This is a genomic window from Paraburkholderia sp. BL9I2N2 (assembly GCF_004339745.1).
In the GTDB taxonomy this organism is placed as follows: Bacteria; Pseudomonadota; Gammaproteobacteria; order Burkholderiales; family Burkholderiaceae; genus Paraburkholderia.
The window spans coordinates 698,046-714,317 of the sequence record NZ_SMGP01000004.1; the positions used below are offsets into that span (position 1 = coordinate 698,046).

At 65.7% G+C, this 16,272-nt stretch carries 9 protein-coding genes; 2 read left to right on the forward strand and 7 right to left on the reverse strand.

Features of this window, described 5'->3' with window-relative positions; all coding sequences use genetic code 11:
• Positions 1-258: 258 nt before the first annotated feature.
• Positions 259-1,491, forward strand: a complete 1,233-nt coding sequence (locus B0G74_RS39580; protein WP_132382493.1) for a DUF2252 domain-containing protein — start codon at positions 259-261, stop codon at positions 1,489-1,491.
• Between the two features lie 62 nt (positions 1,492-1,553).
• On the opposite strand, the gene B0G74_RS39585 is transcribed toward B0G74_RS39580, so the two are convergent.
• The 7 genes from B0G74_RS39585 to bcsD all read right to left on the reverse strand — a co-directional run bounded on the left by B0G74_RS39585 (position 1,554) and on the right by bcsD (position 14,553).
• The gene (locus B0G74_RS39585; RefSeq protein WP_132382494.1) at positions 1,554-6,296 is read right to left on the reverse strand and encodes a cellulose synthase subunit BcsC-related outer membrane protein; all 4,743 of its coding nucleotides are present in this window, start codon (positions 6,294-6,296) and stop codon (positions 1,554-1,556) included.
• A complete protein-coding gene (gene bcsZ, locus B0G74_RS39590) occupies positions 6,287-7,468 on the reverse strand; it encodes a cellulose synthase complex periplasmic endoglucanase BcsZ (RefSeq protein ID WP_132382496.1) in 1,182 nt (393 codons plus the stop codon). Before bcsZ ends, B0G74_RS39585 begins: the two co-directional genes overlap by 10 nt.
• Positions 7,469-7,478: 10 nt before the next feature.
• A complete protein-coding gene (gene bcsB / locus B0G74_RS39595) occupies positions 7,479-10,025 on the reverse strand; it encodes a cellulose biosynthesis cyclic di-GMP-binding regulatory protein BcsB (protein ID WP_132382498.1) in 2,547 nt (848 codons plus the stop codon).
• 3 nt (positions 10,026-10,028) lie between these two features.
• Positions 10,029-12,233 (reverse strand): UDP-forming cellulose synthase catalytic subunit, encoded by a 2,205-nt coding sequence (bcsA, locus tag B0G74_RS39600; RefSeq protein ID WP_132382499.1) that lies wholly within the window; start codon positions 12,231-12,233, stop codon positions 10,029-10,031.
• Positions 12,230-13,018, reverse strand: a complete 789-nt coding sequence (gene bcsQ / locus B0G74_RS39605; protein WP_132382501.1) for a cellulose biosynthesis protein BcsQ — start codon at positions 13,016-13,018, stop codon at positions 12,230-12,232. The genes bcsA and bcsQ overlap by 4 nt, the downstream gene beginning before the upstream one ends.
• Entirely contained in the window at positions 13,015-13,893 is an 879-nt protein-coding gene (gene bcsP / locus B0G74_RS39610) for a cellulose biosynthesis protein BcsP (RefSeq protein WP_132382502.1), read from the reverse strand. The genes bcsQ and bcsP overlap by 4 nt, the downstream gene beginning before the upstream one ends.
• Positions 13,894-14,097: 204 nt before the next feature.
• The gene (gene bcsD / locus B0G74_RS39615; protein WP_132382504.1) at positions 14,098-14,553 is read right to left on the reverse strand and encodes a cellulose biosynthesis protein BcsD; all 456 of its coding nucleotides are present in this window, start codon (positions 14,551-14,553) and stop codon (positions 14,098-14,100) included.
• 556 nt (positions 14,554-15,109) lie between these two features.
• Here bcsD and B0G74_RS39620 point away from each other — a divergent pair.
• Positions 15,110-16,255 carry a GGDEF domain-containing protein gene (locus B0G74_RS39620; RefSeq protein WP_132383283.1) on the forward strand — a complete coding sequence of 382 codons (1,146 nt, stop codon included), beginning with the start codon at positions 15,110-15,112 and terminating at the stop codon, positions 16,253-16,255.
• Positions 16,256-16,272: the final 17 nt, after the last annotated feature.

Below are 16,272 nucleotides of genomic sequence, written 5' to 3' on the forward strand. Positions count from 1 at the left end.
CGAAGCCTGTCCACAACCGGGTTCGCAAGAATTACCTGGACGAAGAACCGAGTGCCCCGGATAGCGGAAAGAAGCTCACAGGTAGGCATTTCATGCGGAAGATGCCGGCGTGATTCCGGTCGCTGCGTGCCGCTTACAGACTGCATTCATCACGCGGGCGCGAATCCTGCTGCCGCCATTTGTTCGCCTGCGCCGACCGGCGCACTGTGGGCCTGGACGCCACGCAGAATTTGAACGTCGATAAAAGCGGACCGCACAATGAGCAAGAAAAACATCACACGAAACAAGCTGCCTAAAGCGGATGCGCGCCAGGCGTTGTTGATCACGCGCCGCAACGCCAGAATGGCGCGCTCGGCACACGCTTATGTACGCGGCAACACCAGCAAGTTCTACGAATGGCTCGATGGCATCGAAGGCCATGCTTTGCCGGAGGGTCCCGCGATCTGGATTTGCGGCGATTGCCATACCGGTAATCTCGGACCCGTTGCCGACGCGCAAGGGCGCGTCGAAATCCAGATTCGCGATCTCGATCAAACGGTGATCGGCAATCCGGCCCACGACCTGATTCGCCTCGGCCTCTCATTGGCGACCGCCGCGCGCGGCTCGGACTTGCCGGGCGTGACGACGGTACGCATGATGGAAGCGATCGCGGATGGTTACGAGCGCGCCTTCGACGAAGCCGCGGGCGACGCCGACATCCACGCGGAAAAGCCCGAGGCGGTGCGAGTGGTGATGAGGGAAGCGGTGCGCCGTTCATGGCGTCATCTGGCGGAGGAGCGCATCGAGGATCTCGATCCGACCATTCCGCTCGGCCCGCGTTTCTGGCCGCTCGCCAAGAGCGAGCGGCGCGAGATCGGGACGTTGTTCGAGAAAGGCTCATTGGCGCGGCTCGCCACCGTGCTGCGCGGCACCGGCGACGAGGCCGACGTGGAAGTGCTCGACGCCGCCTACTGGGTGAAAGGCTGCAGTTCGCTCGGCAGGTTGCGCTATGCGGTGCTGCTCGACATCGACGGCGCGGCGGTGGAGGGCGACGACTTGTGCCTGATCGATATCAAGGAAGCGGCGCAAGCGGCCGCGCCGCGCTATCCCGGCGTGCGCATGCCGCGCGATAACGCGGAGCGGGTGGTGGAGGGCGCGCGGCATCTGTCTCCCTCGCTTGGCGAGCGGATGCGCTCGGCGCGTCTGGCGGAGCGCGCCGTCGTGATTCGTGAAGTGCTGCCGCAGGACATGAAGTTGACCATCGAGCAGTTCACCCGCGACGAAGCGATGAAGGTAGCGCGTTTTCTGGCGATGGTGGTCGGCAAGGCGCACGCACGGCAAATGGATAGCGCCGAGCGCAAGGGCTGGCTCACCGAGCTACGCAGAAACCGCTCGAAGACGCTCGATGCGCCGGGGTGGCTGTGGACGGGTATCGTCGAATTGGTGAGCAGCCATGCTGCCGGCTATCTGGAGCATTGCCGGCGATATGCGACCGGTCGCGATGACGGCTGATGCGGTGTGCTCGCGGCGGCGGCAGCCTGAAGCGGGCCGCGCCGTCGTGAGACACGCAAAGGTCAATTCGACAACGACAGATACGGCGAAACAAGCGGCGTAGGCGGGAACGGCTGCAACCCGGTCTGCTTGCTGAAGCTATACCGCACATAGACCGCCGCGAGATACTCGCGATATTCATAAGCATTGCCGAGCGAAGCCGTCGCCCCGAACGCCAGTTGCGGCGCGAGTTGATATTCGCCCACTGCGCTGAGCGAATACGACACGCCGGTCTTGCTTTGGCTCGGATACTGCGCGTTGCTCTGCACGCTCGTACCGAACTGCGCTGCGTTTTCTACCGCCGAACTCTGCCGGTTGGATCCGTCATTGAGCGGGAAATAATTCGACGCATCCTGGCGGTAGTGCTGCACTCCGATCGATCCCTTCACGTCGTACGTGAACGCGCCATTACGTCCTGTCCATTCGATCGGCAAGTTCAGAATGACGTATTCCTGCGGGCTGAAGTAGCCCCCCTGGCCATACGTGAAGTACGACAGATTCTTGTTGTAGCCCATCACCGTCGTATTCACGCCGATCGTAAAGGTCTGATCGGCATCTTTCAGCAGGCGCGTGTAGACGCCACCCCCTCCCTTGACGGCGACATTGCCCTGCACGTTATCGCCCTTGTAGTACTGAACCGCCCCGTTCACATACAGGCCGCTCGTGCCGTCGTCCCATGCGAGGCTGGCAAGGCCGCCGGTCGATGTGATGCCACCCCATTCGAGGCCGGAACCGGCATCGTGCGCACCGGCGTAAGACAGCAGGCTGTCGGTCACCGCGCGGCGCGCGACGGCCAGCGAATACGACACTTTGTCGGTAATGCCGCCGTTGTATTGCGCGCCGCCCACGATGTTGGTCTCGCGGAAGCCGATCGGCGTCACGCCGATATCGCCGCTGATGCTGCGGCCTTCGTAGCCGACCGACAGGCCCACGCCGCTCGCCGTCTGGTTGCCGTAGGTGTTGTTGCCGGCCTTGGCAGCCGCGGTGGACGTGTCGTTCGAGAGGCCGGCGCCGAATCGCGCGAGCGTCGAGACATTGCCGGCGGCCGTGCCGGCATCGAGGGTGACAGGCGTCGCCGTCACGACGACGTGGCCGTTGCCCGCCCGGATGCGCCCCTGGATCGGCGCTTCGATGTCGGTGAGGTTGGACAGGCCGTCCTCGCCGCTGCGGTTACGGAACACGATCCCGCCCGAGATGCTGCTCGACTGCTCGCGGTTGACCTGCGCCAACTCTTCGGCCACGCCGAGCGTTTGCGTGTTCGCCACGTTCGACGGTGCGTAAGTGTTGCCGTTGCCGTTCGCGCCGGGTTGTGCCGGGTAGTACGGCTGGGCGTAACCGGTGGGCGGTTGCGGAATGTACGGCTGCTGCTGCGCGTAAGCCTGCTGCGGCGGATACGGCTGGTAAGGCTGTTGCTGTTGCGCCGGATAGGGTTGATAGGGTTGCTGCGCGTAGCCCTGCTGCTGCGGATACGCCTGCTGCCCGTAATAAGGCTGCTGTTGCTGCGGATACCCTTGCTGTTGTCCATACGGCTGCTGCGCGTAAGCCGGCGCATTGCGGCTATTCTTCGACGCGCTTTGTTTCTTGCTGGTCGAGCGCTTCGAACTCGTGCTCGCGCCCGGTGCGCCATACGGTTGCGCTTGCATTGAACCGGCATTGGCCTGCGCTTCGCGCGCGGCCGGCGACATCGGCCAGGGCGTGGCCGCATAACCATCCTGCGCGCCGTATTGCGCTTGCTGCGGATAAGGCGCCTGCTGCGGATAAGGCGCCTGCTGCGGATAAGCCGGGTTGTACTGCGGAGCCTGCTGCATCGGCGGCATCTGCGCCTGCTGTTGCATCGGCGGCTGTCCTTGCCCCGGATAAGGCTGCAATGGCGCGCCCGACTGGCTCGACCCGTAAGTCTCCTGGCCGTAGCCACCCGAGTCGGCGCCACGGCGCGGCGCGTTGTACGGCAGGGCGGCGGGCGCCGGGCTCGGCGCATAAGGCTGCGCCGGCGCGTTATAAGGCGCGACGTAAGGCGCGGGTTGCGTAGGCGGCGGATAGTTCGGCACGGTCTGTGTCGGCAAGGAAGACTGCGAATACGGAAGCGCTGCGCGCGCGGCGTTATAGCCGCCGGCATTGTCGGCGTCGGTCGGCGTGACGGTGGCGGTTTTGCCTTCGAACGGATTGGTGCCCGGCAGCGGCGTCGCGCCGATCCGGCGCATCGCCACTTCCCAGCCGCGCGGCACGTTGCTCGCCGGGCTGCGCGGGACGTTGGCCATCAGCGGCGTGTTGGCGGCGACCAGCGAGCGTTGCAGATAAGTCGACGCGAGCGACAGCTTGCCTTCCGCGCGATACATGCGGCCGACCGTCGCCAGCAAGCCGGGATCGCCGGGCGCCGCGTTCAAGGCCTGCTTCGCGAGCGTTTCGGCATAACTGAACTGCTTCGCGCCGGCCGCGGCGGAGATCGTTGCCTGCAACAGGTTCAGATCGTCGGGCTTGCGTTGCAGCGCGACGCGATAGCTGGCTAGCGCGTTGCGATCGTCGCCGGCGCTCGAATAGAGGCGGCCGAGCGCGGCCTGCAGATCGGGATTGTCGGGCATCGCCGCGAGCCACGGCGCGATCACGTCGTAGGCGCTGGCGAGGTCGCCGCGCTGACGCACCGCATCGCACTGCTTGATGACGATGCCGAGGTTCAGGTTGCCGAAGTCGGTGCGTTGCTGCGGCGTCAATTGCATCGACGCGAGTCGGCGCATCACCATGCCGAGTTCGGTTTCCTGCTGCGTGGCGGACAGAATGCCCGCGTATTGCAGCAGCAGATCGGTGTTGCCGGGCGCCGCGTTCATGGCGGCGCGCACGAGTCCGAGCGCGCGGTTCGGGTCGCCGGCCTGGCTGTAAGCGGCGGCGATCACGCCGATCAGTTCGGGGCTGTTGCCCGCGACCGGCTCGGCGGCACGCAGCGTGGCGAGTGCCTGTTGCGTCTGCCCGTTGCGCGCCATGCGCGTGGCGAGATCGGCTTGCTGATGCACCCACAAGCGGTGCTGCAAGGTCGCCATCGCATCGGTGCGCTGCGCGACCGGAATGCGGTCGAGTTGCGCGAGACCCGCGGACCAGTCCTGCGTTTCCGCCGACAGCAACGCACTCGCGTACAGCGCGTCGGTCATGTCGGGATGCGCGGCGAGCAGGCCGTCCATCATGCTGCGCGCGTTGGCGACCGCGCCCTGGCGCACGTAGATGCGCGCGAGGTCGAGACGCAGCCACGGATCGTCGGGCGTGTTCAGCAGCGCGTCTTCGAAGAGACTGCGCGCGCTGCCGAGATCGCCGCGCGCTTCGGCCGCACGCGCTTGCGCGGCCTGCGCTTCGCCACGCAGACGGTTGATGCCGCCGGCCTTCGACTGCTGTTCGGTGTTGAGTTGATTGGCGAACTGCAGAGCCTCGTCGCCGCGCCCTTGCGCGGCAAGTGCGCCGACCAGCCCGCGCACCGCGTCGGGGTTGTCGGCCTGGCGGCGCAGCGCCATCCGGTAAGCCTGTTCGGCGCCGCTCGGGTCGCCGTTGGCGAGCAGCATTTCGCCGAGCAGCACCTGCGCGGTGACGTCGGACGGATTGAGCGCGATCGCGCGTTCGAACAGCGACTTCGCCTTCGCGAATTCGCCGTTGCTGCGCGCGCCGATCGCGTCGCTCGTGTAGGTCCAGTAGGTCGCGCTGTCGAGCGCGGTTTTCCAGCGCGCCGGATTGCCGTTGCGCGACGCGCGTTCCAGATAGTTGCGGGCTTCGGCGAAATGCTCCTGCTTCAATGCGGCGATGCCCATGCCGCCGAGCGCATCGGTGTCGTTCGGGTTAGCGGTCAGCACCGAGGAAAACTTCGCGCGCGCCGTCGCCACGTCGTTGCGATCGAGCGCGGCGAAACCGTCGGCGATCGTGCGGCCGCGCGCGTCGACGGCGGCGTTTTCCTGCGAGCGGGCGCGGGCCGTGCTGTCTTGCTGCACCATCGAATCGAAGCGTGCCTTGACGGCGGCGTCGTCGGTGGCGGTTTGCAGATAGGCCTGATAGAGCGGGGCGTCGGAGGGCCGCGCGTCGAGCCACAACAGCGCCTGACGCCAGCTCTTTTTCGCCGACGCGGCGACCGTGCTGTCGCCCGCCAGTTTCTGCAACCGCGCGATGCCGTCGCGGCGCGTCACGTCGCGATAGGTCAGATGCTGCGCGTAGGCGAGGGCGTAACGCGGATCGTCGGGGTTGTCGCGCGCGAGTTGTTCGAGACCGCGGCGCGCCTGATCCCAGCCTTGCGGCGTGGCCGAGAGCGCCTGGTAGTATTCGAGTTGCAATTCGGGGGTGGCCGGTTTGCCGCTCAGCGCGCGCTGGTATTCCTGCACCGCGCTCGCGCTTTGACCGCTTTGCGCGAGCCGCCGCGCGTCGTTCACGGTCTGGTCGCGCAGGCTCGATTCGCCGAGGCGCCGGCCGAGTTCATCCAGATTCGGATAGTTCGGCGCGACCGCTTTCAGGCGCGCCAGATATTGCTGCGCGCCGGCGCCGTCCTTGCGGTCGGCGAGCACCATGCCCATGCCGAACAGCGCGTCGGGCTGCTTGGGATCGATGCGCAGCACCTTCTGCCACGCCTGCTCGGCGAGGTCGCCGCGCTGATGCGATTGCCAGTACTTGCCCTGATCGATCAGCACGTTCAAAGGATCTTTCGACGCCTGCGCCAGCGCGTCCGGCGAAACCGTCGCCACGCAACAGACCGCCGTGAGGCTCAGCGCGAGGCGCAATGACAACGCGAGGGCGCTCAGTCGCATGCGTTTCTCCAACTCGGCACGAGACGTCCGGCTTCGTCGAAACGATAGCGGCCGTCGATGAAACCCGTGCCGAACAAGCCCAGCACACGATCGTAGTAAACCGGTTCGCGGCCCGGCACGCTGGTGTCGAGCGCGGCGAGATGCGTGCGCGCGAGGCCGAGGCCGCGCTCGTCGCCGAGCGCCTTGAAGTACGGCGCGAGCGCGCCCCAGTAGCTGAGCGGTCCTTCGCCGCTGGCCGTGCCGGTGGTCGATGAAACCTTCTCCGGCGGAAAGCCGGTTTGCGCGACGCGGGCGCGCATGCCGCCGAGCGCCGCGAGCCACGGCTTGGCGAGCGGATCGGCGGGCGAGGCGAGGCCAGCCCACAGATAGACGCGGATCGCGTCGTAGCTGCCGGTGTCGCCGTTCTTCGGATCGACCACGAACTGGCCGTTTTGCCAGGCTGCCCAGTCAGGCGCAAAGCCTTGCGGCGCGGTGGTTTTGATGAGCTTGTAGGCGCTGTCGGCGAGCTTGCCCCACGGGCCGTTCGGCATTTCGTGCGCAAGCGAGCGCAGCACGGGCAGCGGCAGATAGCTCGGATTCAGACGCGTCACTCCGCCGGTTTTGAAGCCTTGCGGTCCGGGCAGCAGCATCGGCCCGACGCCCGGCAAGGTGGTCATTTCCTGACGCGCTATCTGTGTGGCGAGTGCTTCGCCCAGCTGCGTGTAGCCGGTTTCATGCCACAGGCGGCCGGCTTGCAGCAGATCGTAGGCGATCCACAAGTCGGAGTCGGAAGCGGAATTCGGATCGAGCACGCCGTACGAGCCGTCCGCTTTTCTGCCCCATTGCCACGACGGCAGCCGCATGTTTTGCGCGTCGAACTGATTGCCCGCGAGGTTGGTACGGGTCCAGCCGAGCAGCCGGTCGAAAGTCGCGCGGTCGTTCGCGACCAGCGCGAAGAAGAGCGCGTACGACTGGCCTTCTGAGGTGGTTTGCTGCGTCGGCGTGGAATAGTCGATCACGCGGCCGTCGGCCTGCACGAAGCGCTCGACGAACGCGCGATAGCCGCTCCAGTCGCCGCAGGCGCCGGGTGCGGCGGTGGTCTGCGCCACCTTGACGAGATTGGCGAAACTCGCGGACGCCGCCAGCCCGAGCGTCAGCGCCACGCCGATTTTCTTGTTGATTCGAACCCGCATATCAGTCCTATTAGTCCTTCAGGCGGCGCGCGGCGATCGAGCGCAGCGTCCGGTAGAACAGGCCCGCGATGATCAGCGCGGCGAGCACGCCGCCCAGCATCAACAGCAGCGGATGCGACGACAGCGCCCAGCGCAGATACTCCTGCGGCGACAGATGGCCGACGTAATACGCCTCGCCATTCGAAGTGATGGTCACGGTGCGACCGTGGATCACGGCCATCGCGCCTTGAATCTGCGGCAGCACGTCCGAGTCGAGCAGCGCCGCGGACAGATCGGCGTCCGACTGGCCGGCCGCGCTCACCAGCGCGACGGCGCTGCGGTTCTTCTGCAGCGGCGATTCGAAGCCGGTCAGAAGCGCGTCGCCGTTCGAACTCACGAGAGTCAGATCGGCGCGTGCGGGCGTGCGCTCGACGCCGCGTTCGCCATGCCACCAGTCTTCGAGCTTGAAGACGATGTCGGTGAGCTGGAAGGTGCGCGAGTCGCCGTCGCTGGAGAACGGCATCGACTTCGCCCAGCGCTGCAACAACGGCTGCTTGCCCGGCGCGCCGAAGATCAGCAGGTCCTTGTTGGCGAACTTGTCGGCGTCGTCGGCGGTGCCGACCGTGACGCCCGTGACCGGATAACCGGTGGAGGTGCCCATGCGGCCCATGGTCAGCAGATACAGGCTGTAGTCGCTCGAATCGGCGTCGTTCGGCAGGATCACGGCGGTCTCGGAGAGGTCCGCCATGCGCGTGAACGGGAAGCCGCTATTGGCGAACGCGGCCAGATCGGGCAGCGCCATGTAGTGGGGGAACGACGAGAGGTCGATGGTCGAGTTCGGATCGATCGCGCCGACCACGTTGTCGAGCAGACGCCCGTGACATTCGCCGGTATTCGGAATGTCGTAGTAGAAGTGCAGGCGCACCTGCGCGCGCGGCGTCAGCAGCAGCGGCGGAATATGCAGGGTGCGGCGCGCTTCGGCGGTCTTGTCCGGCAGCACGGTGGCGAAGTAATGGCTCAGCTCGAACACGGAAGCGGACTCGGCCGGAATCGGCAGCGCCTGCACGAAGCCGTTGTTCACGCTCACGTTGAGCGACGAACGATCGCGCAGCGGGCGCACCGTGTAGCGGTAGCGCAGATCGATCGGCGCGCCCTTGGTGTGCCACATGAACAGATCGGGCGGCACGCGCAGATTCACACGCACGGCGTCGGCGTCGTAACCGGACACGGTCAGATCGCGCGGATCGGCGAGTTCGCCGAAGCGCACCGGACGGTTGGTGGGCAGCCAGTTCGGCGCGTCGTACGGCGCGCGCGGCGCGAGTTCGTTCAACTGCGTGATGGTCGCGCTTTGACCCGTCAAGGTGTTCTGGCCGATGCCGAGCGACTTGGCGGCAGTTTTCAGTTCGGCTTCGGTGCGCCCGAGCACGAGCAGCAGCTTGCCGCGCGCCGGCGCCTCGCGATCGACCACCGCGATGGTCGGGCCGGAGATCGCCGGAATGTTGATGCCGGCCGGACGTTGATCGGAAGTCGCGAAGACGACCGCATTGCCCGACAGCGGCGCGTTGTCCAGTTGCGCCGGAAACAGCGCGCCGCGATAACCGGCGAGCGCGCCGAACCACGAGGCCACGATGCCGGCCGCTTCGAGCGTGGCATTGCCCGGCTTTTGCGGGAACACGAACGGCAGCTCCAGCCGGCGCACGTCGCGGCGGTCGAAGAACGGTTGCGGCAGTGCGGCCAGATCAGGCTTGCTGGCGAGCGACGCATACGTGAGGTCGAGCGAGCTCGCATTGCTGACGGTGGCCCACAGCGAAGAGTTCGCCGGGTCTTCGCAACTGGTCGTGTAATGGCCGATCAACTGCACATTCAGATGGTTGAACTCGGTGATGAAGCGCGGATCGATCGAGACGTCGCGCGCCACCAGCATGCCGGCCTGTTCGTGCGGCACGGGCAGGGTGGCGGCGACTTCGCCGTTCACCAGCACCTTGAGCTGCGAGATGTTCGCGAGCAGCGCGGGCGAGTAGCTATACACCAGATGCAGGACCGCTCCGGTCACCACTTCGTCGCCGCGCACGGAAAACGCTACGCCGTTCTGGCCGTCGGTGCCGCGCAATTGCAGCGGATCGAGCGCGCCGAGATCAGCGAACGTCAGCGTTTGACGGCGGCCGCCCGGCACGAGGGTGCCCGGCTCGGCGGTGGTCGGCGTCCTGATGCCCAACGCTTTCACCGACGACGCGGCGAGCGCCGGCGTCGGCGTCGCCAGTTGCGGTTGCGCCATCGCGTTCGGATCGTAGGGCACGGCCGGACTCGGCGCGCTCACGCTGCCGACGCCGGTCGCGGCCGGAGCGGCAGGCGTGCTCTGAACGGCACCCGCCGCGCTTGAACCGCCGCCGGCCGCCGCCACGACTTCAGCCGCCGACGCCAGCGGCGCGGCTAGCGCCGTCTGCAAAGCGAGCCAGCACGCGAGGCCGCGCACCAGCCGTTGCGAGCCGGGGCGTGCCACGCGGCGCATCTGCAATCCGGTCCCGCTGCGCTCGTGATTCGAGCGTTCGATGTTGCCCTTCGCCATCCAGTTGCGCATAGATCAGTCTTTCGTTTTTAGCTTCTTGACGTCCATTGGACGGCTTTTCATCGAACTGCGAAGGTCGGCATAGAGATGCTCGAACAGCCCCGCGATGCCACGCGCGCCGACCGTCAGCACATGCGACAGGCCGCGCAGGGGCGTGTCCTGCTGCCGTCCTTCCGCCCAGCCGGTCCAGGCGTCGGCGCGTGCAAAGGTAGTCTTGACGAACTCGTACTCCTGCTCGCGCGTCATCGCCGAGAAGCGCAGGCCCACGCGGCCTGGCGCGGTGAAGCCGACGGTCGCGGGGAACGCGTATTCCTCGTCGCCGCGAAAGAGGGAGACGGTTACGCGTTCGTGCATCGGCACCTGGATCGCGGCGGGCAGCGCCACGCCGACGCCGCCTTCCGAGTAGTCGATGGTTTCGCAGGCGAGCGTGCGGCCGGTCGAGAACTTCAGCATCACGGGCATCTGCATCGCCACGCGGTGCACCGCGCGAATCTGCCGGCGCTCGCTCGCGGCGGCCACGCTCGCGCCGAGAATCAGCATGTTGTACGTGGTCCAGCCGAGGTTGAGGATCGTGGTCTGCACCACGCTGCGCACATGCCAGTTGAAGTAGATGTGCACGACGCCCACGCAGAAGCCGATCAGGTTCAGCAACAGCAGGAACAGATAGGGCCGCGAGATTGCCCAGTCGAAATAGTTCTTCTCGATCTGGCCGCCCTTGGCCGTCACGTTGAACTTGCCGAGCTTCGGGTTGATCAGCGCGAGCAGCGTCGGCGCGGTGATGTACGAGGCCAGCACCGATTCATACACTTCGGCCCAGAACGAATGGCGGAACGAACGCTGCATGCGCGAGTTGGTGATGCTCGCGTGCATCATGTGCGGCAGCGCGTAGATCGCGATCGTGCTGGCGGCGGCTTCGATCACGTGCGCGCCGAAGAACAGATACGACAGCGGCGCGGTCAGGAACACCAGACGCGGGATGCCGTAGAAGAAGTGCATCATCGCGTTCAGATAGCACAGGCGCTGGCCGATTTTCAGGCCCTTGCCGGTGAGCGGATTGTCGATCCGGAAAATCTGCGTCATGCCGCGTGCCCAGCGAATCCGCTGGCCGATGTGGCCGGAGAGACTTTCCGTGGCCAGCCCCGCGGCTTGCGGAATAGCCAGATACGCGGTGGTGTAGCCTAGACGGTGCAGCTTGAGCGCGGTGTGTGCGTCTTCGGTCACAGTCTCGACCGCGATGCCGCCGATCTCCTCGACCATGGTCCGGCGCAGCAACGCGCACGAGCCGCAGAAGAACGTGGCGTTCCACAGATCGTTGCCGTCCTGCACGAGGCCGTAGAACAGTTCGCCTTCGTTCGGCACCTTGCGGAAGGTGCCGAGATTGCGCTCGAATGGGTCCGCGGAAAAGAAATGGTGCGGCGTTTGCAGCATCGACAGCAGCTTGTCGCGCAGGAACCAGCCGAGGCCGATCTGCAGGAACGAGCGGGTCGGAATGTGATCGCAGTCGAAGATGGCGAGGTATTCGCCGCTGGTGATCTTCAGCGCTTCGTTGATGTTGCCGGCCTTGGCGTGGCGATTGTGCGTGCGGATCGTCCAGTTGACGCCGACCTCTTCGCAGAACGCCTTGAACTCGGGGCGGCGGCCGTCGTCGAGCACGTGGATCGAGATCTTCTCGGCCGGATAGTCGAGCGCGAGCGCGGCGTAGATGGTCGGCTTCACCACCGAGAGCGGCTCGTTGTAGGTCGGAATGAACACGTCGACGGTCGGCCATTGGTCGCGCGAGGCGGGCAGCGGCATCGGCGTGCGCTTGAGCGGCCAGGCGGTCTGGAAGTAGCCGAGCAGCAGCACGATGGTCGAATAGACTTCGGCGGCCACCAGCAGCAGGCCCCAGCCGGCGTCGAGCGGATGTTCCCAGTACGTGGTCGCGGTCAGCCGCCAGTACATATAGCGGCCCGAGGTCACCACCGACAGCATGATCATCACCATCGTCGCGTACCGGCCTTGCAGGCGGCGGAACATCAGCGCGGTCACGAAGCAGCAGGTCGCGAACGTCAACTGTTCGTAGAAGGCGAGCGGCACGGTGAACACGAAGTACAGCATCACCAGCGCGAACAGCGTGACGAGTCCGGTGACGATGCGGCTGTTCCAGAAACGCGCGTCGACGAAGCGTTCGAGCCGCGAAGGCTCGGCGGGCTCGAGACCCGGCGATGGAGTCGTGCTCATGCGACGTTCCTCGGCGAGACGGCGATCGCGTCGAGCGCCGCCAGCAGCCACGCGCCACATGATTTGAAATCGGCGGCCGCCTGGCTGAGTGGATCGTAGTGAATCAGCGTGGTGTCGCACGCGAGCGCTTCGCTCACGCCTTCGTCGAGATGGATCACGCCCGGGAACAGCTTCGCGCCGAGCATCTGGCGCAGCACCTTGAGGACGTCCTTGGTCAGTTGGCGCGACTGGTCGATCTGGTTGATCACATAGCCTTCGCCGCCGAACTCCGCGCGCGGCGCCGCGTAGGTTTCGATCAGCCGCTCCATCTGCGGAATCGCGGCGTACGACGCGGCGTCCGCGAGCACGACGTTCAGCGTGAAGGTGGCCGCGCACAAGGCGGTGCGGACATAGGCGGACGAACCCGGCGGCGTGTCGATGATCACGATGTCGGATGCATCGAGGCGCAGGTTCTGCAACGACTGCGCGAGCCAGCGCGGCTCCTGGTCGATATGCGCTTCGAAGCGGCGGCGGTCGTCTTCGAGCAACGCGCCGTACGGCAGCACGGTCACGCCGTCGACGCCGTCGAACATCACCGATTGCCACGGGTCGCCCGTCAGCGTGGCGCGCGACAAACCGTCGATGCTGTCGAGCGGCACGCCGAAGTGCAGACGCAGCGCGTTCTGCGGGTCGAGGTCGAGCGCGATCACGCGCCGGCCGCCGGCGGCCAGCACGGAAGCGAGATTGGCGGCGAGGGTGGTCTTGCCGACCCCGCCTTTGGCGGACACCACCGCGATGACTTTCATGAGCGACGAGGGCCGTTGATCAGCCACGAGTTGGAGGTGGCGGGCGTGGCGGCGCGCGCGGCGCCGGCCGGTGCTGCGGTGGGTTGAGCGGGTGTGCCGCGCAGGCGGTCGAAGACCGCTTGCAACGGCGCGGATTCACCACGGGTCGCGGCCGCTTGCGGCGGCGGAGGTGCGGATGCGGGTTCCGGCGCGAAGAGCTTGCCGAGGATCGAAGCGGGTTGCGTTGGCGCGGCGGGTGCGGTTGGTGCAATCGGCGCAGGCGTGGTCGTGGTGGTGTAAGCACGCGCCGGCGCCGGAGTTTGAGTCCAACTCGGCGCGGTGGACGAAACCGTTTGCATCACTGGCGGCCGTAAAGGAATGGCGGCGGCCTGGACGGCTTGAGGCGCGGAAGCGACCGGCGCAGTCTGAGCCGGAGCAACAGCCGGCGCGGCTTGTGCGGCCACCGGCGCGACGCCTTCCACTCGGGCGGCGCCGACTGCCGCTTGCGACGTAGCGTCATCTTTCGATTCGAGCTCGCCAAAGCGCGACGCGCCTTTCGGCGCGGTCGCCGGCGCGGCCACGGCAACCGGCGGAATGTCTCGCCGATGCGAACGGGTGAACAGCGGCGCTTTCGCGCGCGTCACGGAGGCCGCATCTTTTGGCGTGGTGTCCTGACGATCGACGGCGACCGGCGCCTCGACCGTGAGCGGCTGAGGCTTGGCCTCGCGACGCTGCCCGATTGCGGGAATCGTCGGCTGGGTCAGATCGAGCGTCACTAGTAGCGGCCAGCGGGTGCGCGCCGAACGCGCTTCGTTTTCGCGGCCGATTTCCTGGTACGCGCTGGCGTCACCGCCAAAATGATCGAAAAGTTTTTCGATGTCGCTCGATGAGCTCATAGTGCCGCCGTCTTGTTCATGCCTACCCTTGCCCCGATCCCGACTTGCGTTCGCGGCCCTGAAACGCTGGTCCTGCCTGTTCCGCTACTTCACTGCTACTTCACGCGCACCGGTCTGGCGCGTTTCTCTACGGCTCATTGCTACTGTGTCCATTCACAAACGCGGCCCACCAATCCAGGCCACATGTTCATCAACGTGCGGCATTCAAACAGGATGACGTCCCAGACGGAACTCGATTGCGGTGTCCTCGCTGTACCCACTCGTTTGCGCGACCGACAAGCCTTGCGCGCCCAACGCGCTCAACCAGGTCTGATACACGCCTTCGAGAAACGCCGGCGTCCATGCAAGCGCCGTGCCGCCGAATGCCTGCAACGGCGCGCAGTAGTGAACGATGCGCAGTGATTCGGGTTCGTCCGCCAATTCGACGTAGCCCCAATCCATCTCATGCCAATACAGGTTCAAGGTTCGCGCGAGTTCGGCGGTGGAGTCGCAGGCGGGCAGCGGATGCGCCGCCGCAAACCGGCTGCCGACGCGATGCATCAATTGGCGCAATTCGTCGCGGCCTATCTGCGCTTCGAATTCGGTGGCCAAGGCGGTCAGCATGCCGCGCCACTGCGGCGAGATTTGGCGTTCCAGCAGGTAATCGAGAATTGGGACCATGTTTTCCGGGGAATGGCCGTTGCTTCAGCCGCATAAAAAGTCGGAGGCCCACGGCCGGATGCAAGGAAAAAGTGTTGCGGGAAATCGCGTATTGCACGCGGCCTAGGTTAGTTTTACCGGGTTGTCTAGTCTGTCCACCACACTTCGAAGCAGTCTACTTAAGACATTAACTTTTAGCCACTTTCCATTCGTCTGTCTATACGCGCAATCGATTGCGATGGATGATTTTCGATTAAGTAATTTTTGCTGCTTGATTCGCCGGTTGGCTTATCCAGCGTGGATGTCCGGTAAGAATGCTTCGGTCGTGACTCTATTAACGGCGCGTTTCCGCAGTTGATTTAACGCCTTCGTTTCGTGATAAATGCAACGCTTGGCGATTGCACGCAAGCAACGGGATCACTGCCCGTCGGTAAGTCTTTCTAAATCTTTCGCGGTTCTTGCGTGCCCATTTTTTGCCCGAGCCGCTAAGCTTGCGAACTTGCAGCGGGTTGCACACAGAAAAAGCACGTGCGTACGTGGCGCATGTTCACGATGCCGTTTGATTCAATTCACTTCAATGCTCAATCCACTCAGTATTCTTCTGGTCACCGTGTTGTCGAGCGCCATGGCGATGGCCGTGCTCGGCTCGTTGTGGCGTGCGGCGATTCCCGGCGTCGGTTACTGGATCTCGGCCAACGCGATCGCGATCGTCGCGCTGCTCGCTTTCGCCTTGCAAGGCCATGCGTCGCGCTGGCTGACTTTTGTGGCGTCCAACGTGTTGCTGGCGGCTTCGCTGCTGCTGGTGGTCGAAGGTTGTTTGCGCTTTCTGGGGCGCCGCGCGCGACCGTGGCCGGCTTACGCCGGACTCGTCGTCGTCCTGTTCGGCATCTCGTACTGGACCTTCGCCGCGCCGAACTTCAACGCGCGCGTCGCACTGGTGTCGGCATTTCATGCGGGCCTCTACGCCGCGCTTGCCGTGATCATGCTGCGCGGCCGTCCTGCGAACCGGCCGCGCTACAGCTACTACTTCCTCGCGGTGGCAGGCGTCCTGCTATGTGCCGGGCATACTTCGCGCGGGCTCATGTACGGCTTCGGTTTGCTGACGCAGACCGGGCTCCTGCAAGTGTCGCCGTCCAACATCGTATTTCTTGCGCTCGGCATTCTTGCGCCGCCCTGTCTTTCGATCGGCGTGGTGATGCTGGCACACGACCGCCTCGCCGAACGGCTCGAACGGCTCGCCAATGTCGACGACCTGACCGGCGCACTGTCGCGCCGCGCGTTTCTCGCGATCGGCGACGCGCTGCTGAACGCGTCGCTGCGGACCCGCTCGCCGGTGGCACTGGCGATCATCGACATCGACTCGTTCAAGGCGGTCAACGACAACTTCGGCCACGCCGCCGGCGACCAGGTGCTGAACCACTTCGCCACGTTCGTCGCCCGCAACCTGCGGGTCGGCGATGTGTTCGGCCGGCTGGGCGGCGAGGAATTCGGCGTGCTATGCCCGGCCACCGGCACCGCCGAAGCGGTGAAACTGCTCGACCGCCTGCGGGCCCGGCTCGCCGGGGCCGCGCCGGACGAGTTGCCGCGTGGGCTGCGCTACACCTTCAGCGTCGGCGTGGACCAGTTGCGGCGCGATGAATCGCTCGCTCAACTGATGGCGCGCGCGGACGGCGCGCTGTATGCCGCCAAGGCGTCGGGTCGCAATCGCGTGATGGCGGCGTAGGGCGGAGGGGCCGGGAA

Excerpts from the sequence above, each read along its gene's own strand:
- bcsP (WP_132382502.1), bottom strand. The coding sequence starts at position 13,893 with ATGAGCTCATCGAGCGACATCGAAAAACTTTTCGATCATTTTGGCGGT.
- B0G74_RS39580 (WP_132382493.1), top strand. The coding sequence starts at position 259 with ATGAGCAAGAAAAACATCACACGAAACAAGCTGCCTAAAGCGGATGCG.
- B0G74_RS39585 (WP_132382494.1), bottom strand. The coding sequence starts at position 6,296 with ATGCGACTGAGCGCCCTCGCGTTGTCATTGCGCCTCGCGCTGAGCCTC.
- bcsQ (WP_132382501.1), bottom strand. The coding sequence starts at position 13,018 with ATGAAAGTCATCGCGGTGGTGTCCGCCAAAGGCGGGGTCGGCAAGACC.
- bcsD (WP_132382504.1), bottom strand. The coding sequence starts at position 14,553 with ATGGTCCCAATTCTCGATTACCTGCTGGAACGCCAAATCTCGCCGCAG.
- bcsZ (WP_132382496.1), bottom strand. The coding sequence starts at position 7,468 with ATGCGGGTTCGAATCAACAAGAAAATCGGCGTGGCGCTGACGCTCGGG.
- bcsB (WP_132382498.1), bottom strand. The coding sequence starts at position 10,025 with ATGCGCAACTGGATGGCGAAGGGCAACATCGAACGCTCGAATCACGAG.
- bcsA (WP_132382499.1), bottom strand. The coding sequence starts at position 12,233 with ATGAGCACGACTCCATCGCCGGGTCTCGAGCCCGCCGAGCCTTCGCGG.
- B0G74_RS39620 (WP_132383283.1), top strand. The coding sequence starts at position 15,110 with ATGCTCAATCCACTCAGTATTCTTCTGGTCACCGTGTTGTCGAGCGCC.